The 21,603-nt window shown below is 65.7% G+C and carries 20 protein-coding genes; 8 read left to right on the top strand and 12 right to left on the bottom strand.

Annotated features, from left to right (window positions below; all coding sequences use genetic code 11):
- Positions 1 to 42: 42 nt before the first annotated feature.
- The 3 genes from AC2YJX_RS04160 to AC2YJX_RS04150 all read right to left on the bottom strand — a co-directional run bounded on the left by AC2YJX_RS04160 (position 43) and on the right by AC2YJX_RS04150 (position 3,040).
- Positions 43 to 666 (bottom strand): DUF2889 domain-containing protein, encoded by a 624-nt coding sequence (locus tag AC2YJX_RS04160; protein ID WP_487255336.1) that lies wholly within the window; start codon positions 664 to 666, stop codon positions 43 to 45.
- A 131-nt stretch (positions 667 to 797) separates the two neighbouring features.
- Positions 798 to 2,231: an aldehyde dehydrogenase family protein gene (locus tag AC2YJX_RS04155; RefSeq protein ID WP_487255335.1), complete on the bottom strand. Its 1,434-nt coding sequence runs from the start codon at positions 2,229 to 2,231 to the stop codon at positions 798 to 800.
- A gap of 104 nt (positions 2,232 to 2,335) precedes the next feature.
- On the bottom strand, positions 2,336 to 3,040 hold the full coding sequence (locus AC2YJX_RS04150) for a Crp/Fnr family transcriptional regulator (protein WP_055398183.1): 705 nt from the start codon (positions 3,038 to 3,040) through the stop codon (positions 2,336 to 2,338).
- A 133-nt stretch (positions 3,041 to 3,173) separates the two neighbouring features.
- Here AC2YJX_RS04150 and AC2YJX_RS04145 point away from each other — a divergent pair, with 133 nt between their 5' ends.
- Together AC2YJX_RS04145 and AC2YJX_RS04140 are read left to right on the top strand one after the other, a co-directional pair.
- Positions 3,174 to 3,698, top strand: coding sequence for an Mpo1 family 2-hydroxy fatty acid dioxygenase (locus AC2YJX_RS04145; protein WP_121420505.1), 525 nt, complete (start codon positions 3,174 to 3,176; stop codon positions 3,696 to 3,698).
- A gap of 16 nt (positions 3,699 to 3,714) precedes the next feature.
- Complete coding sequence (locus AC2YJX_RS04140; RefSeq protein ID WP_121506008.1) at positions 3,715 to 4,596, top strand: bile acid:sodium symporter family protein; 882 nt, start codon at positions 3,715 to 3,717, stop codon at positions 4,594 to 4,596.
- A gap of 22 nt (positions 4,597 to 4,618) precedes the next feature.
- Here AC2YJX_RS04140 and AC2YJX_RS04135 read toward each other — a convergent pair whose 3' ends face one another.
- Positions 4,619 to 5,440 carry a metal-dependent hydrolase gene (locus tag AC2YJX_RS04135; RefSeq protein WP_487255334.1) on the bottom strand — a complete coding sequence of 274 codons (822 nt, stop codon included), beginning with the start codon at positions 5,438 to 5,440 and terminating at the stop codon, positions 4,619 to 4,621.
- Between the two features lie 136 nt (positions 5,441 to 5,576).
- Between AC2YJX_RS04135 and AC2YJX_RS04130 the strand changes: the two genes are divergently transcribed.
- Positions 5,577 to 6,194 (top strand): TetR/AcrR family transcriptional regulator, encoded by a 618-nt coding sequence (locus AC2YJX_RS04130; protein ID WP_487255333.1) that lies wholly within the window; start codon positions 5,577 to 5,579, stop codon positions 6,192 to 6,194.
- A 4-nt stretch (positions 6,195 to 6,198) separates the two neighbouring features.
- On the opposite strand, the gene AC2YJX_RS04125 is transcribed toward AC2YJX_RS04130, so the two are convergent.
- The 6 genes from AC2YJX_RS04125 to AC2YJX_RS04100 form a co-directional block, all read right to left on the bottom strand.
- Positions 6,199 to 6,585 carry a VOC family protein gene (locus AC2YJX_RS04125; RefSeq protein ID WP_121420501.1) on the bottom strand — a complete coding sequence of 129 codons (387 nt, stop codon included), beginning with the start codon at positions 6,583 to 6,585 and terminating at the stop codon, positions 6,199 to 6,201.
- Positions 6,586 to 6,602: 17 nt separating this feature from the next.
- Positions 6,603 to 9,143: a cation-translocating P-type ATPase gene (locus tag AC2YJX_RS04120; RefSeq protein ID WP_487255332.1), complete on the bottom strand. Its 2,541-nt coding sequence runs from the start codon at positions 9,141 to 9,143 to the stop codon at positions 6,603 to 6,605.
- A 100-nt stretch (positions 9,144 to 9,243) separates the two neighbouring features.
- Positions 9,244 to 9,408, bottom strand: a complete 165-nt coding sequence (locus tag AC2YJX_RS04115; protein WP_487255331.1) for a rubredoxin — start codon at positions 9,406 to 9,408, stop codon at positions 9,244 to 9,246.
- Positions 9,409 to 9,439: 31 nt separating this feature from the next.
- Positions 9,440 to 10,204, bottom strand: a complete 765-nt coding sequence (locus AC2YJX_RS04110; RefSeq protein WP_487255330.1) for a cytochrome b/b6 domain-containing protein — start codon at positions 10,202 to 10,204, stop codon at positions 9,440 to 9,442.
- A 16-nt stretch (positions 10,205 to 10,220) separates the two neighbouring features.
- Entirely contained in the window at positions 10,221 to 10,745 is a 525-nt protein-coding gene (locus AC2YJX_RS04105; RefSeq protein WP_487255329.1) for a diheme cytochrome c, read from the bottom strand.
- Between the two features lie 10 nt (positions 10,746 to 10,755).
- Entirely contained in the window at positions 10,756 to 11,160 is a 405-nt protein-coding gene (locus tag AC2YJX_RS04100) for a DUF1924 domain-containing protein (protein ID WP_487255328.1), read from the bottom strand.
- A gap of 117 nt (positions 11,161 to 11,277) precedes the next feature.
- Between AC2YJX_RS04100 and AC2YJX_RS04095 the strand changes: the two genes are divergently transcribed.
- The 3 genes from AC2YJX_RS04095 to AC2YJX_RS04085 all read left to right on the top strand — a co-directional run bounded on the left by AC2YJX_RS04095 (position 11,278) and on the right by AC2YJX_RS04085 (position 13,879).
- Entirely contained in the window at positions 11,278 to 11,655 is a 378-nt protein-coding gene (locus tag AC2YJX_RS04095; RefSeq protein WP_255484946.1) for a PepSY domain-containing protein, read from the top strand.
- Positions 11,656 to 11,780: 125 nt separating this feature from the next.
- The gene (locus AC2YJX_RS04090; RefSeq protein ID WP_121506015.1) at positions 11,781 to 12,455 is read left to right on the top strand and encodes a response regulator transcription factor; all 675 of its coding nucleotides are present in this window, start codon (positions 11,781 to 11,783) and stop codon (positions 12,453 to 12,455) included.
- The gene (locus tag AC2YJX_RS04085) at positions 12,452 to 13,879 is read left to right on the top strand and encodes a sensor histidine kinase (protein ID WP_487255327.1); all 1,428 of its coding nucleotides are present in this window, start codon (positions 12,452 to 12,454) and stop codon (positions 13,877 to 13,879) included. The genes AC2YJX_RS04090 and AC2YJX_RS04085 overlap by 4 nt, the downstream gene beginning before the upstream one ends.
- Positions 13,880 to 14,128: 249 nt before the next feature.
- Here the strand turns inward: AC2YJX_RS04085 and AC2YJX_RS04080 are convergent, their stop codons facing one another.
- Positions 14,129 to 16,510: a DUF1631 family protein gene (locus AC2YJX_RS04080; protein WP_487255326.1), complete on the bottom strand. Its 2,382-nt coding sequence runs from the start codon at positions 16,508 to 16,510 to the stop codon at positions 14,129 to 14,131.
- 105 nt (positions 16,511 to 16,615) lie between these two features.
- Entirely contained in the window at positions 16,616 to 18,697 is a 2,082-nt protein-coding gene (locus AC2YJX_RS04075; RefSeq protein ID WP_121420493.1) for a sodium-translocating pyrophosphatase, read from the bottom strand.
- 258 nt (positions 18,698 to 18,955) lie between these two features.
- Here AC2YJX_RS04075 and ppa point away from each other — a divergent pair, with 258 nt between their 5' ends.
- Together ppa and AC2YJX_RS04065 are read left to right on the top strand one after the other, a co-directional pair.
- Complete coding sequence (gene ppa, locus AC2YJX_RS04070; RefSeq protein ID WP_055398170.1) at positions 18,956 to 19,492, top strand: inorganic diphosphatase; 537 nt, start codon at positions 18,956 to 18,958, stop codon at positions 19,490 to 19,492.
- Positions 19,493 to 19,766: 274 nt separating this feature from the next.
- Positions 19,767 to 21,596 (top strand): methyl-accepting chemotaxis protein, encoded by a 1,830-nt coding sequence (locus AC2YJX_RS04065; protein ID WP_487255325.1) that lies wholly within the window; start codon positions 19,767 to 19,769, stop codon positions 21,594 to 21,596.
- Positions 21,597 to 21,603 lie beyond the last annotated feature (7 nt).

Raw genomic sequence — 21,603 nt, 5'->3', positions numbered from 1 at the left:
TCCTTGAATTATTCAAAATTGATAGCTACTGACGCTTTAGTTTCAAGCGCTAGGGGCTTGTTTGGCTGAAATTTCTGCAGTGAAATCTGTGGTTGTGGCTTGCTCCGCCAGCTTGGGGGCCTGCGGCGCACGGCCGTAGAACTGGGGGAAAAACTCTTTCACGCCCTGGCCGTTGAAGTCCCACCCCGTGCACTGGCCCAGGTGGCGCGGTGGCTCGTCGGGGTGGCTGGACGAAAACACGGCGGGCACCGACTGGAACGCCGCGGTGGCCAGGTTGAACAACAGCTCGCGCAGGTGGGTACAGCTCGCCACGCAGCCCAGGTGCTTCTGGATGGACTGGCGCCAGCCGCGCGCCATGCTGCAGCCCACCATGTGCTGCAGTGCAGTTTGGGCCTCGGTGCAGCCCTGGAGCGGGTGCGAATCCATCGCCACATCGATCGCCTGCACCACCAGCTGGCGGTTCACGGTCACGCGCAGCCACATGTGGTGGATGGCCTCGCCCGCGAGGCGCTGTTTGGTGGGGTCGCGAAAAGAGGTGGCGTCGTAGGCCTTGCTGTCGTGCAGCTCGCCTTCAATGTCCCACAGTCCATCGTCGCGTTCAAAGCCCTGGTAGTTCACCCGGCGGACATGTTTCAGGGTGCGGGGGGCGGGGGGGCTCAGGGGCATGCGTTTTTTATGGTGACTAGGTAGCGAGAGACTGGAACTGGCGCGGCCTACGCCAGGGCCGCCGCGCAAGGGCCGCCCCGCCGCGCTGGCGGCGTCCCCCCAAGGGGGAAGGCGCGCAGCGACACAGGGGGTTATCCATATTTGATGGCAACGGTCTTCAAGGTGGTGAAGCCGTACAGCGCCTCAAAGCCCTTTTCGCGTCCATAGCCGCTGGATTTGACGCCGCCAAACGGCAACTCCACACCGCCGGCCGCGCCGTAGTTGTTGATGAACACCTGGCCGCTGTGCACACGCTTGGCCATGCGGAACTGGCGCGCGCCGTCACGCGTCCAGATGCCGGCCACCAGGCCGAATTGCGTGGCGTTGGCCAGCTCCACCGCATGGTCTTCGTCCTGAAAGGCCATCGCCGACAGCACGGGGCCGAAGACTTCTTCCTGTGCCAGGCGGTGGCCCACGGGCACATCGCGCAGCAGGGTCGGGGCCTGGTAGTAGCCGGTCTCGGGCGCTTCGTCCACCACCACGCCCTGGGCCACCATGGGGATGCCGGCCACTTGCGCGTCCGACAGAAAGTCCCACACGCGCTGCTGCTGCGTCTGGCGGATCAGCGGGCCCACGTCCAGGTCCATGGCGGCGGGGCCGACGCGCAACTTTTCAAACGCCTTGCCCAGGCGCTCCAGCAGGGGTTCATAAATCAGCGAGTCGATCAGCACGCGCGAGCCGGCCGAGCAGGTCTGCCCGGCGTTCTGCACGATGGCGTTGATGACCACGGGGATGGCGGCATCGAGTTCCGCATCCGCAAAGATGATCTGCGGGCTTTTTCCGCCCAGCTCTAGCGTCACGGGGCAGTGGCGCTCGGCGGCCACCTGCTGGATCAGCGTGCCGATCTTGGGGCTGCCGGTGAAGCTGATGTGGTCGATGCCGGGGTGGCGCGCCAATGCGTCGCCCACCTCATGGCCGTAGCCGGTGACGATGTTGAGCGCGCCGGAGGGAAAGCCCACCTCGGCCGCGAGCTGCGCCACGCGGATCAGCGACAGGCAGGCGTCCTCAGCAGGCTTGACCACGCACACATTGCCCGCCGCCAGCGCGCCGCCCACGCTGCGGCCGAAGATCTGCATGGGGTAGTTCCAGGGGATCACATGGCCCGTGACGCCGTGGGGCTCGCGCCAGGTCAGCACGCTGTAGCCGTCGGGGTAGGGGATGGTCTCGCCATGGAACTTGTCGCACGCCCCAGCGTAGAACTCGAAGTAGCGCGCCAGCGCAATCGCGTCGGCGCGTGCCTGCTTGGTGGGCTTGCCGCAGTCGCGCTGCTCCAGCGCCGTCAGCTCGTCCGCATGCTCCAGGATCTTGGCCGAGAGCTTTTGCAGCAGTCGGCCGCGCTCCACCGGGGCCAACTTCTGCCACACCGCGTTGTAGCACTGGCGGGCCGCATGCACCGCCGCGTCGATGTCGTCGGCGTTGCTGCGCTGGATCTCGTCGAAGGGCTGGCCGTCGGACGGGTCGATCATGGCAATCGTGCGGCCCGAGGCGGACGGCACCGAGGCGTTGGCGATGTAGTTCAGTTGCATGGCCGTCATTTTGCCCGGAAATGAAATGTGTGCTTATTATTTAAGTAAAAAATGCTTCTGGCGCTTGTTGGTAAAGTGCTGGTAGCTATATATTTAATAGCAATTCAATAGCAGGTGGCGCGCAGCGCCGCCAGGTCCAGAATCTCCAGCTCGCCGCGTTGCACGCGCACCAGGTGGCGCGATTCCAGGTCCTTGAGGATCTGGTTCGTGGTCTGGCGCGAGATGGCCAGCATCAGCGACAACTGCTCTTGGGATATGGACAGCACGCGGCGCGACCGCCCCTCGGCCGTCCACTGGCCGTAGCCCTCGGCCATCATCACCAGGCGGCGCGCCAGGCGTTGTGGCGCAGGCAACAGGGCCAGCTCTTCCATGGCCACAAAGGCCGAGCGCAGCTTGTCGGTGAGCAGCAGCGCGAGCGCATGCCAGTGCTGAGGGTGGGCCTGCAGCCACGCCTGCAGCCGCTCGTGCGGAATGTGCAGCAGCGTGGTGGGCTCGGTGGCCTGCGCGTCGTGCGTGCGTGCGGAGTTGTCGAACACCGAGATTTCGCCAAACCAGTGCGGCGGCTCCAGGCGGATCAGCAGCGCGGCCCGCGCCTCGTCGGCCCGGCCGCCCGTGCCCGAGATGCTGACCGCGCCGCGCACCACCGCATACAGCCCGCAGGGCGCATCGCCACGCAGAAACAGCACTTCGCCCGTCTGCAAATGGCGCACCTGTGCCATGGCCAGCAGCGGCTGGGCAAAGTCGGGCGGCAGGTGGGCAAACCAGCGGCCGGACTGGAGGACGGGCAGATAGGTGGCGGGGTCGGTCATGCAGTGCAGATTGGGCGCGAGGCAGGGTGGGGCGGTGCCGTGGGAGTGTGCCTTTTTGTCGTCTGCACGACAGACGCTGGCAATGCCCCGGGGCGAGTATTGATGCTGCTCAAAACAACAGCCGGAGACACCCATGAAAACCCTGATCGACCACCTTGCGCAGTACGCCGACTACCACCGCGACCCGCGCAACATCCACACTCATTTTGTGGGCGTCCCGATGATCATGTTTGCGGTGGTCATCCTGCTGTCGCGCCCGACCTGGATGGCGGGCGCGTTGCCGCTGAGCCCTGCGCTGTTCGCTGCGCTGGCGGCCAGCGTCTTCTACTTCCGGCTGGATATGCGTTTTGGCCTGGCCATGGCGACCCTGCTGGCGGCCATGCTGGTGGGGGGGCAGTGGGTAGCTTTGCAGAGCATGGCGGTGTGGCTGGCCACGGGCATCGGCCTGTTTGCCGTCGGCTGGGTGATTCAGTTCGTGGGCCACTACTACGAAGGTCGCAAGCCCGCGTTTGTGGACGACTTGGTGGGCCTGATCGTCGGCCCGCTGTTTGTGGTGGCCGAGTGGGCCTTTGCGCTGGGTTTGCGCAAGGAAGTGCAGGCGGCGATCGAGCAGCGCAGCGGCCCGGTGCGACTGCGCACCGGCCAGGCACCTGCATAAGCCCCGCGCGTGACCCATGAGCTTTGTTTCCATACTTCCCACCTTGTTGTTCATCGCCCTGGGGCTGGTCATGTTCGGCCTGGGCCTTTCGCTCACGGTGGGCGACTTCAAGCGCCTGCTGCAGCATCCGCGTGCCGTGGTGCTGGCCCTGGTGCTGCAGGTGCTGGTGCTGCCATCGGCCTGTTACGCCCTCATCGTGCTGCTGGGCGTGGCGCCGCTCTACGCGGTGGGGCTGATGCTGCTGGCGGCTTCACCGGGTGGGGTGTCGGCCAACCTGTTCAGCCACCTTTTTGGTGGCAATGTGGCGATGAACATCTCGCTCACCGCCATCAACACCGTGTTGTCCATCGTGAGCCTGCCGCTCATCACCAACTGGGCGATCAACACCTTTGCGCACACGGGCCAGGTGGTGCCGCTGCAGTTTGGCAAGGTGGTCGAGGTGATCATCATCGTGCTCGTGCCGGTGGTGCTGGGCATGGCGGTGCACCGGCGCGCGCCGGCCTTCAGCGCCCGCATGGAAAAGCCCATGAAGATTTTCAGCGCCGTGGTGCTGGCCGCTTTTGCGCTGATTGCGATTGCCAAGGAGTGGACGGCGCTGGTCGAGTCCTTCGCGGGCATCGGTCCGGCCGTGTTGTTGTTCAATGCGATCAGTCTTGCGTCGGGGTACTACCTGTCGCGGGCGGCGGGGCTCGACAAGTCCATGGCCACGGCCATCAGTTTCGAGATCGGCATCCACAACTCCACGCTCGCCATCTTCATCGCGCTGTCGGTGCTGGGCAACTTTCAGCTGGCACTGCCTGCGGCCATCTACTCGGTCAGCATGTACATACTGGCGACGCTGTTTGGTGGTCTGGTGCTGCGGCGTGGTGCCCAGCCAGCGGCCGCCGTCAGCGCCTGAAACCGCATTCTGGCGTTGTGGCTCAGCGTGCGCCCACGGGCACGTAGGCGTCGCTGTGCTGGGTCAGCCATTGCTGTGACAGGTCGGTGCCGTGCTGGCTGGGGTGAAAGTCGCGGCGCAGGTATTCGCGCCATGGGCGCCAGGTTTCGCGCACCAGGCCGCCCTTGCCAAACAGCGTGCGCGCTGCGCTGGCCCAGGTGGTCCATTTCCACAGCGTCCCGTCGCGGCGCAGGTTCAGCGCCGTCTGGCGCAGGGCGTCGCCCAAGAAGACGAGGGTGATGCGGCGGAACCACGTGATGCGCCACTCGTGGTTGCCGCCCAGCGCCTGGTAGATGTCGAACGCCGTGTTCTTGTGCTCGGCCTCTTCGGCGCAGTGCCATTGCCACATCGTGGCCAGGCGGGGTTCGGCGCCCGCCAGCGTTTCGGGGTGGGCCAGCAGCCATTCGGCCAGCAGCGCGGTGAAGTGCTCGTTGGCAGCCGTTACGGCCAGGGGGTGGCGTGGGTCGGCTCCGGCAAAAAGCTTCATGCGCTCCTGCGCGCGGGACGCCCATTCGTTGACCAGGCCCTGCTTTTCGAGGTGCCCATTGAACAGCGCATGGATGCGGCGGTGAGTGGCCTCTTGTCCGATGAAGCCGCGCACCTCGTCGGCAAATTGCGCGTGTTGCTCGGGCGGCATGGCTTTGTGCCCGCCCTTCACAGCGTCGATGAAGAACTGTTCGCCCACCGGGAAGCTCATCGACAGCGCATTGAAGAACGCCGTGCGAAACGCATCGCCGCCGCACCAGTGGCGGTCAAAAGGCGTTTCCAGGTCAATGAGCAGGCGTCGCACGACGAGTTCGGTCATGGGGATGGATCTCCGGGAGCTCGGTAAAAAGATAACGTCTTTGTGGTTTGGTACGTTGTAGTACCAGCGGTGAGGAATCATGGAGTGCGCATGTGGTACTGTCAAGTACCTGTTAACCCCAAGGGAATCTGCCAGCATGACCGAACTGCAAGCCGCACCCCGACCTGGCGCCACCGAGGGTAGGGAACATCGGGATCGCCTGCTGCAGGGCATGGCCCGCGCTGTGGCGACCAAAGGCTATGCCGACACCACGATTGCAGACATCGTGCGCGAGGCTGGCGTCTCGCGGCGTACTTTCTACGAGAACTTTGCCGACAAGGCCGAATGCCTGACAGCGCTGTACGAATCGGCCAGCGGCAACGCACTGGCAGTGCTGCGTGGCGCCATCAACCCCCAAAGCGATTGGCAGGCTCAGGTGGAGCAGGCGATGTCGGCGTACTTTGGTGCGCTGGCCTGCAATCCGGTTCTGCTGCGCACTCTGTTCATTGAAATCCTGGGCCTGGGCATGCCCGGCCTGGCCGCGCGGCGGCGCGTCAACCAGCAGTTGGTAGACCTGATGCTGGAGGTGGTGAACAACCGCCCGGGGGCGCCCCTGCGCAAGGCCCCGCTGCAGCCCATGATGGCCATGGCGGTGGTGGGAGGTATCAACGAGATGGTGCTCCAGTCCATCGAGCAGGGGCGCGCCGGACAGCTGCAGGAGCTGGTGGCGCCCGCTGCATCGCTGCTGCGCGCGGCCACCTCGACGGATCTTTGACCGTTCACACTTCGTTGGCGATCTCGATCAGGTTTTCGTCCGGGTCATAGATGTAAACCGACAGCAACTTGTGGCACGCTCCCGTAGCACCCACCGGGCCTTGCACGATGGAGACGCCTTCAGCTTGCAGATGTGTCACCACTTCTTCCAACGGGGTTTGCGTGAGAAAACACAGGTCGGCAGAACCCGCGGTGGCATGTCGCACGTTCGGGTCCACCACCGTGCCTACTTCGTGCAGATTGATCTTTTGATCGCCGAAGTGCAGCGCATACCGCCGGGGCTTGAACTCCCGCGCAGTCATGCCAAGCACACGCTCATAGAACGCGATGGTTTTTTCAATGCTGGCAACGGTGAGTACAACGTGGTCGAGCGATTCCAGAACAATGGGCATGGCGTGTGGCGGGATGGTCAGACGGTCGGATGATTGTGCGCCAGCGTTGTGGGGCGGAGCCATCGTTTGTTGGCTGCAAAGAGCCCTGTCAATGTCAACCCGGCCACCATCGCCATGAGCCAATGCAGGGGCGGCAACGGCGCAAACTTGAAGGCTGAGGCCAGCCAAGGTACTGTGGTGATGGCAGTCAGCGCCGCCAGTGTGCCGCCCAGCACCCACAGGCTGACGGGCGTGAGGCCCGCCCACAGGCTGCGCCAGCTCGTCTGGTTGCTGCGGCTGGGCAGGATGAGCGCTGCGTTGGCAGCCACCAGCACCACGAAGGCGACCGTGCTGGCCGTGGCGGCATGCGCGGCCTGGCCCAGCAGCCAGGCATAGAGGCCCACTACGGCAGCCGTCACCACGCCGCCCTGCACCAGGCTCAGCAGGATGTGGCGGGCTGAAAGCAAGGGTTCATCGGCGCGGCGCGGCGGCTGCTGCATAAGGTCGGCCGCACCTTCCTCGGCCTCAAAGACGATGGAGCAGGCCGGGTCGATGACCAGTTCCAGAAACGCAATGTGCAGCGGTGCCAGCACCAGCGGCAGCCCAAACAGCACCGGCAGCAGCGCCAGCCCGATGATGGGCACATGCACGGCGAGCGTGTAGACCATGGCCTGGCGCAGGTTGGCAAAGGTCTGCCGCCCCCGGTGGATGGCCTGAACAATGGCTGCGAAGTCGTCGTGCAGCAGCACCAGCGCTGCGGCCTCGCGCGCCACGTCGGTGCCGCGCTGGCCCATGGCGATGCCGATGTGGGCGGCCTTGAGGGCGGGGGCGTCGTTCACGCCATCGCCCGTCATGGCCACCACCTCACCCTGGGCCTTGAGTGCTTCGACCAGCGCCAGCTTCTGGTGCGGCTTGATGCGTGCAAACACGCTGACCTGCCGGACTTTGCCGGTGAGCATGTCGGGGGACATCAAGGCCATTTCATCGCCGGTGACGACCTGGTCGTGGGCGATGCCCGCCTGGGCTGCAATCGCGCGTGCGGTGCGGGGGTGGTCGCCTGTGATCATCACCACGCGGATACCCGCCTGGTGACACTCTGCAATCGCCTGGGGCACCTCGGGTCGCAAGGGGTCGGCCAGGGCCACGAGGCCCAGCCATTCAAAGGCAAAGTCGTGCTGAATGCCGGGCCAGTCGTCTTGCACGCGGTGCTGGGCCTTGGCCACGCCCAGCACCCGAAGGCCCCGATCGGCCAGCCGGGCGGCCTGGGCGCTGACGGTGGCGCGCTCGGCGTCAGACAGATGGCACAGGTCGGCCACGGCTTCAGGCGCACCCTTGGTGGCCACGGTATCGTGCGCGGATGTGCCGTCGCGCCACAAGTGGCTCATGGCCAGCAGCTGGGGCGAGAGCTCATATTCGCGCGCCAGCGACCAAGCGGGGTGCAGGTGCTCGGTGCCTGCCAGATGATTCCCCGCCATGCGGTGAAAGGCCTGCTCCATGGGGTCGTGCGGTTCGATCTCGCTAGCGAGCACGGCGTATTCGAGCAGTTCGTGAAAGGCCTCTGGCAGCGCCGTGCCACCTGCCTCGGCTGCTTTTTCGGGCAGGTTCTGCACATCCAGCTCCTCGCCCGCAATGCACAGTGCGGCCACGGCCATGCGGTTTTGCGTGAGGGTGCCGGTCTTGTCCACGCACAGCACGGTGGTCTGCCCCAGCGTTTCGATGGCGTTGAGCCGCCGCGTCAATACCTGCTGCGCCGCCAGCCGCCGTGCAGCCAGGGCCAGGAAGACGATCATGATCACCGGAAGCTCTTGCGGCAGGATGCCCATGGCCAGGGTGATGCCTGCCAGCACTGCTTGCAATGCGTCGCCGCGCAGTGCCCAGAACAGGGCCACCAGCAGCACGCACAGCGACAGGCCGATCAGCACGAGCTTGTGGGTGAGCCGTGCCATTTCTTCACGCAATGGCGAGGCCTGCAGCGCAATGGTGTCGAGCGACTGGCCAATGCGGCCCAGTTCGGTGTGGCGTCCCACGCCAGTCACCCGCAGCAGGCCCTGGCCGCTGACCACCAGCGTGCCTGCAAATACCTTGTCGGCAATCTGCTTGGCCACGGGCTCGGACTCACCGGTCAGCATCGATTCGTTGGTGGCCAGTTCGTGCGCCTGCAGCAGGGTGCCGTCAGCCGGGATGCGGTCGCCCTCGGCAATCATCAGCAGGTCCTCGCGCACCACATCGCGGCCTGCGATGCGCACCATGGTGCCGCCTCGCAGCGCCAACGCGCGGGGGCTGGAGAGGTCGCGCAGGGCGTTCAGCGCGTTGTCGGTGCGGCGCTCCTGCAGCACCGTGATGGTCATGATGATCACCACAAAGCCCAGCAGGATCAGGGCCTCGTGCGCGTCGCCCATTGCCAGGTAGATGCCGCCTGCGCCCAGCAGCAGCAAGAACATGGGCTCGCGCACCACGTCCAAGGCCATGTCGCGCAGCGTGCGGCGCTGGCTGATGCCCAGTTCGTTGGGGCCTTCTTCACGCAGGCGCTGAGCGGCAACGGCCGGGTCAAGGCCAGTCTGTGGGGGTTGTGCGGGCATCTGGGGGCGTGGGGAGTCTTGAGGCGATCTTTCTTATACCTTTGATCGGTGAAAGTGTCAGTGTGCTGGTGCAGCTGTTTCCCAGATCACACCTCACACCTCACACCTCGCACAGCACAAAGTCTGCCTTGCCCACATTGCACTCAGGACACCGCCAATCGTCGGGCACCTCGGCCCACAGGGTGCCTGGCGCAATGCCCTCATCGGGCAAGCCTGCAGCTTCGTCATAGATCCAGCCGCAGACCACGCACATATAGATTTTCATGGGTTGATCCTGAAAGCTGTTTTGACGGGCTTCAGTCGTCATCGTTGTGTCTGCTGCGCTCGCTCGTCGTGCCGCTGGCAATCAAACCATTGGGCGATTGCTGCCACTCCCATGCGCCAAAGGCCAGCACTGCCAGCAGCAGCGCGGCCGCCAGCCAGGTGCGGTTTTTCTGTACCAGGTTGGGCCCGGGGCCTTCCACGCGCCCGGTCAGCATGGGCAGTGCCTGATTCTTGCGCCGCAGCATGCTCAGGCCGGCAATCAATGCGAGGTGGGCCAGCACGACAAACAGCATGGCTTCCCCGAAGAACTCGTGCACTTCTTCGATCCAGTCGCCACCCAACACGTCGCCCCAATCGTTGTAGGTGGCGTAGCCGCTCAAGGTGATAGGAACGACCAGGACCAGCAGCAGCACCACCGCGAGTGTCATCAGCATGTTTTGCCCCTGGCGCCAGTTCACCTGGCTCACCTGGCTGGCAGAGCGTGCTTGGGACAGGGTGCGCAGCCATGCGGGAGCCCCGGCCAGCTTGCGCCACAGCAGGCCCAGGCCCGAAGTCCGCGGGCCGAAGATCCCGTACAGCACGCGAAAACCCAGCAGGCCCGCCATGGTGTAGCCCAGCGTGACGTGCAGCAGCCGCCAGTGCTCGCCATCGGCGGTGGCGTAGGCACCCACAAAGCAGAGCGCAAACAGCCAGTGGAACATGCGTGTGGGCGCGTCGGTGACCCGGCGGCTGGGCGTTTGGGCAGTCGCTGGCTGCGCTGTGGCGCTGACCGGGTCGAAGGAGGGGGTGGTTTGCATGGTGTTGTCCTTGGGTTCAGTCGTTCCAGGCGCGGCGTGATCGGGCATCCAGCCCCGCCGGTATGCGCAGGTCGTGGTCGTCAAATTGCCCTTGGTCGGCACCCGTGTGGCAGGCCGCGCAGTTGGCGGCGCTTTTCACGCTGGCAAGCCTCCAGGCGGCGGGCTCGATCTTTCGGTGTTTGCGCTCAAACCAGGCCGAGCGGGTGATGCGGTCCTCGGGAGGCTCTTCGCTCACGCGCTTGTAGGTGCCGGCGTGGGCCTGCAGCCACTGGTTGAGCTGGCGCACGGTGGCCGCGTCCAGCGATGCGTCGGTGCCATAGTGCTTGTCGAGCCCCGTCATCACGCGGTTCCACGACGCAGAGGGCAGCAGCCCGGGCGGGTAGGCGGTGTGGCAGGCGGCGCATTCCTGCGTGAAAGCACTGGGCACGTAGCGGGGCATGGCGCGCCCGCTGTCCGCATGGGCGCTGGAGATTGACAGCAGGGTCAGTGCGCACACAGCGGCGGCCAGGGCCGCAGGGCGTAGGGGGGCAGGTTTTTTCATGGTGTCGGTCTCAGGGCTTGAGGGCGTTGAGGTACGCCAGCACATCGGCCTTCTCCACAGCCGTGCATTCGCGGCTCAGCACGTCGTTGCAGTTGCGGCGAAACCACTTGTCCACCTTGGCGGTGTCGGTGAATGCCTTGGGGTTGAAGGCGGGGGCCAGAGGCGCTATCGACTTGCCGGTGCTGGCATGTTTGCCCTGGGCGGTGGGTGGCGTGCCGTGGCAGGATGCGCAAGACCACTCGCCGCCGTGCCGGGTGGTGAAGAACACCTTGCCCTTGTCGGCATTGCCGGGGCTGCCTGCCTGCGCGCTCCAGTGCGCGAGCTGCCGGGCGGCGGTGGTGTCGGCGGCGTGGCTGGGGCTGGCTGCGGCCCAGAGGCACAGTGCAGCCAGGGCCAGAGTGCGAACGGTTGTCATCGTGGTGTCCTTGTAGGTGTTGGTTGTCCTATGCAGCCATTGTTGAAACCCCAGCCTGAACGGCGCGTGAAAGGGCTGTTCATCGGCCGTTCAGACACTGCGCGGGACAATGCACCCATGCTTTTTTCCCCCCACCGTGCTTCAGAGCGCTGCCACGCCATGCGCTGGGGTGCGGCAGCTTGTCTGCTGTGGGCTGCAGCGGTAATCGCGCCAAACGCCTTGGCCAGCGGCAAGGACGACCACGACCGCGCCCGCCAGGCCGTGCAGGCGGGTCAGGTGCTGCCGCTGCCTGCAGTGCTGGAGCGCCTGCAGCGCGAAGTGCCCGGCCAGGTGCTCGAAGTGGAGCTGGAGCAGGAGCGGGATCGCTGGATTTACGAGATCAAGCTGCTCACACCTGCGGGGCAGTTGACCAAGGTCAAGCTCGATGCACGCACGGCCGAGGTGCTGCGCGTCAAATCGCGCGACGATCAACGTACCGGCCGAGAACACCGCTAAGACTGCCCCGCGTGGGCGCATGCCCATGCAAGCAGCCGAGGCTTCCAATCGCCCGATTTCACTCCAACCCTTCGGGCAAGGTACTTGTGCGACCCTAAAAAGACACTGAACAGGTTCTAAAGCCCATGCGCATCCTCCTCGTAGAAGACGACACGCAGCTGCGCACCCAGTTGCGCACCGCGCTGCAAGGCGCGGGCTACACCGTGGACGAGGCCGACAACGGGCGCGACGCGCAGTTCCTGGGCGACACCGAGGCCGTGGACGCCGTGGTGCTGGACCTGGGCCTGCCGGTGGTGGATGGGCTCACGGTGCTCAAGCGCTGGCGGGCCGAGGGGCGCAACATGCCGGTGCTGATCCTCACCGCGCGCGACAACTGGCACGAGAAGGTGGCGGGCATTGATGCGGGTGCCGATGACTATCTGACCAAGCCCTTTCACCTCGAAGAGTTGCTGGCACGCCTGCGTGCGCTGATCCGCCGCGCCAGCGGGCAGGCGTCTGCGGTGTTGCAGTGTGGCGACTGGTCGCTGGACACCCGCAGTGGCCGCGTCACCTGCGCGGGCCAACCCGTGGCACTCACGGCGCACGAGTACAAGGTGCTCGACTACCTCATGCACCGCCCTGGCGTGTTGGTGTCACGTGCAGAACTGACCGAACACATCTACGCGCAGGACTTTGACCGGGACTCCAACACCATCGAAGTCTTTGTGGGGCGCCTGCGCAAAAAACTGCAGTCGCCGTCGGCCAGCGCGGCCCGTATCGAGACGGTGCGTGGCATGGGCTACCGCCTGGTGCCGCCATGAAACGGGGCGCGAACCGCGGCGGTTTGCGCTGGTCACGTTCCCTGCGGTTTCGGCTACTGGCCGTGACCGTGGCGGGGCTGACGGTGGCGGTGGTGCTGGCGGGCCTGGTGCTGAGTGGGCTGTTCCGCGAGCATGTGCAGCGCCAATTCGAGGCGGCCCTTGTGCAGCAGCTGGACCAGGTCACGGCGCGGCTGGAGTTTGATGCCCAGGGCCAGCCTGTGATTGCCGCGCAGGCTTTGTCGGACCCGCGCTGGCTCAAACCCTATTCGGGTCTGTACTGGCAGGTGGACGCCATGGCGCCCGATGGGCGCGGCCGGGCCGGGGTGCTGCGTTCGCGCTCGTTGTGGGACACCAGCCTGACGCTCCAGGTGGATGCGCTGGCTGACGGTGCCGTGCATATGCACGAAGTGGCAGGCCCGCAGGGCGCGCCGTTGCTGGTGCTGGAGCGCACCGTGCGTGCCGAGGGCGTGGATGCAGCACGCTGGCGCCTGATCGTGGCGGCCGATCTGCAGGCCACCCAAGCGGCCACCGCGCAGTTCACGCGCGTGCTGGCGCTGTCGCTGGCGGCCCTGCTGGTGCTGCTGGCAGCGGCCGCGTGGGCCCAGGTGGCCGTGGGCCTGCGGCCTCTGCAGGCGTTGCAGCGGGGCTTGCAGGATGTGCAGCAGGCACGCATCACACGGTTGCACGGCGCATTCCCTGCCGAGATGCAGCCGCTGGTGGATGACTTCAACGCCGTGCTGGAACGCAATGCAGAAGTGGTGGAGCGCGCGCGCACCCAGGCAGGCAATCTGGCGCACGCCCTGAAAACCCCGCTTTCGGTGCTGGAGAACGCGGCCTGCGCGCCAGCACCCAGTGATGGCGCAGCGCTGGCTGCACTGGTGCGCGAGCAGGTGCAGGTGGCGCGGCGCCACATCGACTGGCACCTGGCGCGATCCCGCGTGGCTGCATCGGCACACCTGCCCGGCCAGCGCACGGCGCTGGAGCCGGTGGTGGGCGGACTGGTGCGCGTGATGAACAAGGTGCATGCCGGGCGCGGGGTGGACATCACGGTGGCGCTGCTCGATGCCCCGCTGTTCTTTGCGGGCGAGGCGCAGGACCTACAGGAAATGCTGGGCAACCTGCTGGACAACGCCTGCAAATGGGCGCAGTCCACCGTACGCTTGCAGGCGCAGGTCCTTGGCGGGCAGCCGTCCCAGATGGTCGTCAGTGTCGAGGACGACGGCCCCGGCATCGGTGCGGCGCAGCGTGCGCAGGCGGTGGAGCGTGGCGTGCGGCTGGACGAAACGGTGCCGGGCACGGGGCTGGGCCTGGCCATCGTGCAGGATCTGGCGGCCCTGTACGGCGGGCGGCTGGATCTGGAGCCTGCCGACCTGGGCGGCCTGCGGGTGGTGCTTGTGTTACCCGCGGCGCTGGAGACGGCGTAAAAAAGCCCGCCGAAGCGGGCTAAGGCCCTGACAAATCCCTTCAATCTCTCGAATGTCGCAAAGCCTTGGACTGGACGCCCCCAGCGTAGCACCCCCGTTGGAGTTTGACTACCCGGGGAACACCAGGGTGTGCCGCGAAGGTGGCGGGCCTTGGCCGGATGGCCAAGGAGATGGGATATTAATTTTGATTGAAAATGGGCTCTAGCGCTTATCCATCAAGCGTTATAAGCTATTTTTTTAGGAGTAAATTCATAGCCTGCTCTCCACGCTGTTGCGCATGGCCGCCTGTGCCACGGCGTCCAGGGCGCCGTCCACCACGGTCTGCTCGGTCAACACCTGCACGGCGCCCTGGTGGAAGAGCCGCTCCAGCAGCCGCAGGGTCATCGATTGGGTCCGGCCCGATGCGCTGGTGAAGAGGAAAAGCTGGCCTTGCGAGCCGATCCAGGACAGCTGGGTGCGTTCCCACTGGCCTGCCACTTGCAGGTTGACCCAGGTCCCAACAGCCAATGGGGCCAAGGGCGCGCTTGAGGCCAGGTGGGGCAAAGTGGCCGGGCCGCTGGTGGTGCTGGTGGATTCGGGCACAAGCTCGGCGCTCTCCGATACCGGGGACTGTGAGATGTCCACATAGCCGGATTCCTTGGCCTCGGACGGGGCGACCCACGGATCGTCATCCTCCAGCGGGGCGGGCTGCGCCACAGCCGGTGGTTGGGGCGGCGGGGCGGCGGGCTTGGTGGCCACCCGGGGCCCGGGCTTGAAGGCCTGCTGGTGCAGTTCCATCAGCAGTTCGAAGACGGCCTCGGTTCGGGCGGCCGGGTAGTCGATGGACGCCAGGCCCTCGCGCAGCTTGGCCAGCAGTTTGGGCAGCAGGCGCGCCAGCTGGCCTGTGTTCGCGCGGGTCAAGGCGGGCTGCGTGCTCCAGATCAGGGCGTCCACCAGCTCCTCGTAGCGGCCTGGGTCGGCGCTGCGGGTGGTGTCGGTCAGGCGCGCCTGTGCCATGACCTGGGACCAGGGGCCGAGCAGAAAACGGGAAATTTCGTCGGGCACCTTGCCGAAATCAGGCCGCAGCGAGAGGTCGCGCGAAATCCGGGCGGCCAGCAGGTGGCGCTGTTCAGCGTGCTGCAAGGCCTCGATGGCGCGCTGGCGTTCCTGTTTGCGCTGCTGGTCCTTTTCTGCCCATTTGGCGTGCAATTGCTGGAGCACGTGCTCGAAATCGTCGGGCCCGTCGATGGTGGCGGTGGCCAGCGGGCCCGCGATGTTCATGAGCGAGCGCATGAAGCTCTGGAAGCCGGGGGCTTCGGGGCTGTTGAAGGCCAGGCTACGGTCGGTGATGTCTTGCAGCAGTCGGCGCGCGGGGTGCTCCTTGTGGCTGAAGAAACGGGGGTCGGCTACGGCCAGCTGTATCAAGGCCGGCTCCAGCGCGCGGATGAACTGTTGCACTGGCCACAGCAGCCGACCATCGCGCGCAATGTTGTCCACCATCAGCGCCACCACCTCCATGCTCAAGGCCTCTCCCAGTCCGCCGGAATGTTTGCGCGGCGGGGCTGCAGGGCTGCCCTCTGTGCTGCTGCCGACCTGCTGCGGGCGCTGGCCCCCCAGTCGCTCCATCATGTGGCCGACCTGGTTCATGGCCTGCAGCGCTTCGAAGGCGGCGGGCACGGTGGCTGCGAAGTCCGTGGCGGGTGGGTCGATGGGGGGCAGCTGGTTGGGGTTATCGAACTCGCGTGCGAATTGGTCCGCGAAGCTCTCGTCTGAATGGGGGGAGGGCGTGTGTGTTGGCGCCGACGTGGGGGCCGGGTTCTCGCTGAACTCGCCCAGCAGCAGGCGGCGCAGGCGGTCGAGTGTGAGCAGGGAGTCGGCGTGGCCTTCCGCTGTGGACAGGTCGTTGTCTGCTGCAAAGCCGGGGGATGCGCCGCCTTCGGTGGGCGCCACGTAGACCACCTGGCCATCGGCCTGGCGCATCGCATAGCCCACGGGCTGCACGCCGCTGAGCTTGAGCCGATCAATCTGCGCCAGATAGAGCCCCCGCAGCTCCGTGCCCAGCGCCTGGGCCATGGGGCCCATCCAGTCGTGCCGCACCTGCGGCGTGACCTGCATCTGCGACACCACGGTCTGCAGCGCCTGTAGAAAGACTTCGGGGCGCAGGGGGTTGTGCTCCGGCTGAACGCGGGCCAGGCCCAGGGCCGCGCACACCAGGGCGTCGAGGTCGGCCAGCGGCCCTTCCACGGCCGAGATCAGCACCTGCCGGGCGCGGGCGCGCTCCACGCTGTCGTTGATCTGCGTCTCGTCCATCAGTTCAAGGTCGTCGAAATGGACGGTGAACAGGGAGCGTGTGGGCTTTTCCTCGTTCTGTGCCGCCTCCTGGTCGAGTGCCTTGCGCAGCGCGTCGGGGTAACGCTCGCCCATCACGGACGTGAGCCGGGACAGCTGCTGCCGCGCTTCGTGCATGGCGTTGTGTTCGCCCGGTGTGCGGGCCTGGTCCTGGCGCGTGAGCAGGGACATGCGCGTGGCCTCGGCGACGCGCTCCATCAGGGGCCGGGCCTGTGCCAGCACGTCGTGCACGATGTGCTGGTAGGGCGTGGTGTCGCTGGCGGAGGGGGCAGGGGCCGACGGTGTGGTGTGTTTCAAGGCCATCTTCTGGGAGGACGGGAACCGGTGCCCGCCATGGTACGCGGCAAAAAGGGGCCCGCGGCCCCTTGTTTACCTGGATTCCCGGCTTGTCAGACCGGGGCTGTGGTTTCACCCACCGTGAAACTTGACCACCAGCGGCACGATGAGCAGCGCCACGATGTTGATGATCTTGATCAGCGGGTTGATGGCCGGGCCGGCCGTGTCCTTATAGGGGTCGCCCACGGTGTCCCCGGTCACTGCGGCCTTGTGGGCCTCGCTGCCCTTGCCGCCATGGTGGCCGTCCTCGATGTACTTCTTGGCGTTGTCCCATGCGCCGCCGCCCGTGCACATGCTGATGGCAACGAAGAGGCCGGTGACGATGGTGCCCATGAGCAAACCGCCCAGCGCCTTGGGCCCCAGCAGCAGGCCCACCACGATGGGCACCACCACAGGCAGCAGGCTGGGGATCACCATCTCCTTGATGGCGGCGGTGGTCAGCATGTCCACCGCCTTGCCGTATTCAGGCTTGGCGGTGCCCTCCATGATCCCGGGAATATCGCGGAACTGTCGGCGCACCTCCACCACCACGGCCCCGGCCGCGCGGCCCACGGCCTCCATCGCCATGGCGCCGAACAGGTAGGGGATCAACCCGCCGATGAACAGGCCGATGATGACCAACGGGTCGGACAGGTCAAACGTGATGGCCTTGCCGTAGCTCTCCAGCTTGTGCGTGTAGTCGGCAAACAGCACCAGCGCGGCCAGGCCCGCCGAGCCGATGGCGTAGCCCTTGGTCACTGCCTTGGTGGTGTTGCCCACGGCGTCCAGCGGGTCGGTGATGTCGCGCACGCTGCTGGGCAGCTCGGCCATCTCGGCAATGCCGCCTGCGTTGTCGGTGATGGGACCATAGGCATCCAGCGCCACCACGATGCCCGCCATGGACAGCATGGACATGGCCGCCACGGCAATGCCGTACAGGCCCGCGAGCTGGTAGGCCGACAGGATGGCCAGGCACACGAAGATCACGGGCCAGGCGGTGGACCGCATGGAAACGCCCAGTCCTGCAATGATGTTGGTGCCATGGCCCGTGGTCGATGCCTGCGCGATGTGCTGCACCGGCGAATACTGCGTGCCGGTGTAGAACTCGGTGATCCACACCAGAGCAGCCGTCAACACCAGCCCGGTGGCGCAGGCACCGAACAGCTTCATCTGGCTGCCGGTGGCGGTGATGGAGTTGTCCGGCATGATCCAGACGGTGACAAAGTAGAAGGCGACGAGCGACAGCGCTCCCGCAATCGCCAGGCCCTTGTACAGCGCGGGCATCACATTCTTCATGCCGGGCGAGGCCTTGACGAAGAAGCAGCCAATGATGGATGCAATGATGGACACGGCCCCCAGCGCCAGCGGGTACACCACGGCGTTCACGGGCGCGGTGGCCACCAGCAGCGCGCCCAGCACCATGGTGGCGATCAGCGTCACCGCATAGGTCTCGAACAGGTCGGCCGCCATGCCGGCGCAGTCACCCACGTTGTCGCCCACGTTGTCGGCGATCACGGCGGGGTTGCGCGGGTCGTCTTCAGGAATGCCGGCCTCCACCTTGCCCACCAGGTCGGCGCCCACGTCGGCGCCCTTGGTGAAGATGCCGCCGCCCAGGCGCGCAAAGATCGAAATCAGCGACGAGCCGAACGCAAAGCCGATTAGCGGGTTGAGCAGCGTGGCCAGGTTGGCCGTGGGTGTGAGGTTGCCATTGCCGGCCAGGAACCAGTAAAAGCCCGTGACGCCCAAAAGCCCCAGGCCCACCACCAGCATGCCGGTGATGGCCCCGCCGCGAAACGCCACGTCCAGTGCCGGTCCAATGCCGTGGGTGGCCGCCTGCGCGGTGCGCACGTTGGCGCGCACCGACACGTTCATGCCGATGAAGCCACAGGCCCCCGACAGAAAGGCGCCCAGCACGAAGCCAACGGCCGTCGTCATGTCCAGAAAGATGCCAATCAGGATGGCCAGCACCACGCCCACGATGGCGATGGTCTTGTACTGGCGGGCGAGGTAGGCCGCCGCGCCGGCCTGGATGGCGGCGGCGATCTCCTGCATGCGGGCGTTGCCCGGGTCTTTGGAAAGAATCCAGCCCCGGGCCCAGATGCCGTAGGCCACCGCGATGAGCCCGCACACGAGGGCGAGGATGAGAGGGGATGTCAGTGCTGAACTTGCAGCCATTCAATTCTCCTAGGGTTGTGTTGCACGGAGGGGGACCAACGCATCGGTGGTATCCCCGCTGCGTTGCTTCCTCGTGCTACCCATGCGTTTCGCGCAGGAGCCGATTGGCCAACAGGCCCAATTTACAGGCAAACGCTGGTTTGCAAGCGGGCAGAAAGGGGCGTGCGCCTAAAATCAGGGTTAATCCCGACGGTTCGTTGCGCTGTGTCAGCGTCGGCCGCTTCGCGGGTTACCGTCAACAAACCACTCTCCAAAGACATGTCCCTCAACAACGTCCCCCCAGGTAAGAACGTCCCCGAAGCCTTCAACGTGGTCATCGAGATCCCGATGAACTCTGACCCGATCAAGTACGAAGTGGACAAGGAATCGGGCGCGATCTTCGTGGACCGTTTCATGACCACGGCCATGCATTACCCCACCAACTACGGCTACGTGCCGCAGACGCTGTCGGGCGACGGCGACCCGGTGGACGTGCTGGTGATCACCCCCTACGCGCTGCACCCCGGTGTGGTCGTGCCGTGCCGCCCGCTGGGCATCCTGATGATGGAAGACGAGGCCGGTGTGGATGGCAAGGTCATTGCCGTGCCCACCTCCAAAGTGTTGCCCATGTACGACCACTGGCAGAACATCGACGACGTGAATGCCATGCGCCGCAACGCCATCGCCCACTTCTTCGAGCACTACAAGGACCTGGAAAAGGGCAAGTGGGTCAAGGTGCTGGGCTGGGAAGGCATTGACGCCGCCAAGAAGGAAATCACGGACGGCATCGAGGCTTTCAAGAAGTCGAACGCCTGAAGAAAATTGGGCATCAAATAGCCTCCAGGGCTTTTTGGTAAAGCGGGATTAGCTACAAATACAATAGCCTTCCAGCGTTCCCGACAAAGCATGCGCGCCACAAGCCCGCATGCTTTTTTTTGGCCGCGCGGTGTTGTTCTGTAAGGGGAAAGCCCACTTTGCAGCGCGGCAGGCACTGCTAGACTGCATTTGGTTACAAGTATGCGGTGCTGAGCAATACAGATTGGCATGCGTCGAAGTGCCTTTTGGGCAAACGCAATGTGAAGGGTGATCCATGAGAGTTTCCGATCTGCGCATCGGCGTCAAGCTGGGAGCGGGATTTTTGGCGGTGGTGCTGTTCACCACCTTGCTGGGTGTGATGGCGCTGGTGCAGATGTCCCGCATCCACCAGGGGGCGGACCAGATCGCCACCAACTTGCTGCCCAGCGTGGCGCAAACGGGGGAGCTGCGCGTGTTGCTCAACCGCATGCGGCGCTCCGAGGCGGGGGTGGTCACCTCGCGCAGCGTGGCGGAAGTCAAGGCGTTTTCCGAGCAGGTAACCCTGCGCCACAAGGATCTGGACAAGGTCGAGGTTGCGTACGAGGCCCTCATCGACATGGACAAGGAGCGCGAGGTCTATACCGCCTACAAGCAGCGCAAAGCCGAATACATCAAGCTCCAGGCCAAATTGCTGGAGATCGCCTCGGGCGTGGACTTCACCAACGCCGAGACGCTGGAACTCACCGGCGACGCCCTGGGCATGCTCTATGCGGGCGAGTCGGAAGCCGCTTTTGTCGCCGCGGCAGAAACGCTGGGCGAACTGCAGAAGATCAATTCCGAGGCCGCGTTGCAAGCCAGTGCCGAAGGGCGTGAAGTATTCGCCACGGCGCGCCTGTGGCTGCTGGGCACCCTGGCGGTGTGTGTGGTGCTGGCGGCCTTGCTGGGCGTGGGCATTACGCGCACCGTCTCCCGGCCGGCCCACCATGCTGTGCGGGCGGCCCGCGCAATTGCCGAGGGCGACCTCACCACCGAGGTGCCGCCTGGCGGCAAGGACGAAATGGGCCAGTTGCTCACCGCGCTCGGTGACATGCGTGCCAACCTGGCGCACGTGGTGTCCGGCGTGCGCAGCAACGCGGAAGGCGTGGCCTCGGCGAGCTCACAGATTGCCTCGGGCAACAACGACCTGTCGGCCCGCACGGAGCAGCAGGCCAGCGCGCTGGAAGAAACGGCAGCCTCGATGGAAGAGCTGGGTTCCACCGTGCGCCAGAACGCCGACAACGCCCGGGCCGCCAACCAGCTGGCGGTGAGCGCCAGCACCGTGGCCGTGCAAGGCGGCGAGGTGGTGGCCGAAGTGGTCGAGACCATGAAAGGCATCAACGACAGCAGCAGAAAGATCGCCGACATCATCAGCGTGATCGACGGCATCGCCTTCCAGACCAACATCCTGGCCCTGAACGCCGCCGTGGAAGCCGCCCGGGCCGGAGAACAAGGCCGGGGCTTTGCGGTGGTGGCCGGTGAAGTGCGCAGCCTGGCAGGGCGCAGCGCAGAAGCCGCCAAGGAAATCAAAGCCCTCATCACCGCCAGCGTAGAGCGCGTGGAACAAGGCACGGCCCTCGTGGACAAGGCAGGGGCCACCATGACCGAAGTGGTGGCCTCCATCCGCCGGGTGACGGACATCATGGGAGAGATCAGCGCCGCCAGCAGCGAACAAAGCGCAGGAGTGGGCCAGGTGGGAGAAGCGGTCACGCAGATGGACCAGGCCACGCAGCAAAACGCAGCGTTGGTGGAAGAAATGGCGGCTGCTGCCAGCGCCCTGAACGCCCAGGCGGGCGAACTGGTCAACGCCGTGGCGGTCTTCAAGCTCGACGCCAACGCGATGCGCAGCGCACCGGCACCCCGAGCGCCCATCGCTGCCCCGGCATTCACCGCCCAACGCGGTGCAGGCGCGACCAAAGGTGCCAGCAAGATCGGCAGCGCAAAGCCCGCCAAACCCCAGGCCAGCCTGGCAGCGCCCAAGGCTAGCGCAGCCGCCCCTGCAGCCAGCACCAGGCCCCCGGTTGCCAGCGCGCCAGCGCCTGCAGCCGCCGCCAAGGGCGGCAACGACGACGAATGGGAGAGCTTCTGAGCGGGCA

The sequence above is a fragment of the Acidovorax sp. SRI_002 genome, from assembly GCF_057586455.1.
The sequence above is the reverse complement of the archived record's forward strand: the minus strand, read 5'-3'. Positions and strand labels throughout refer to the sequence as shown.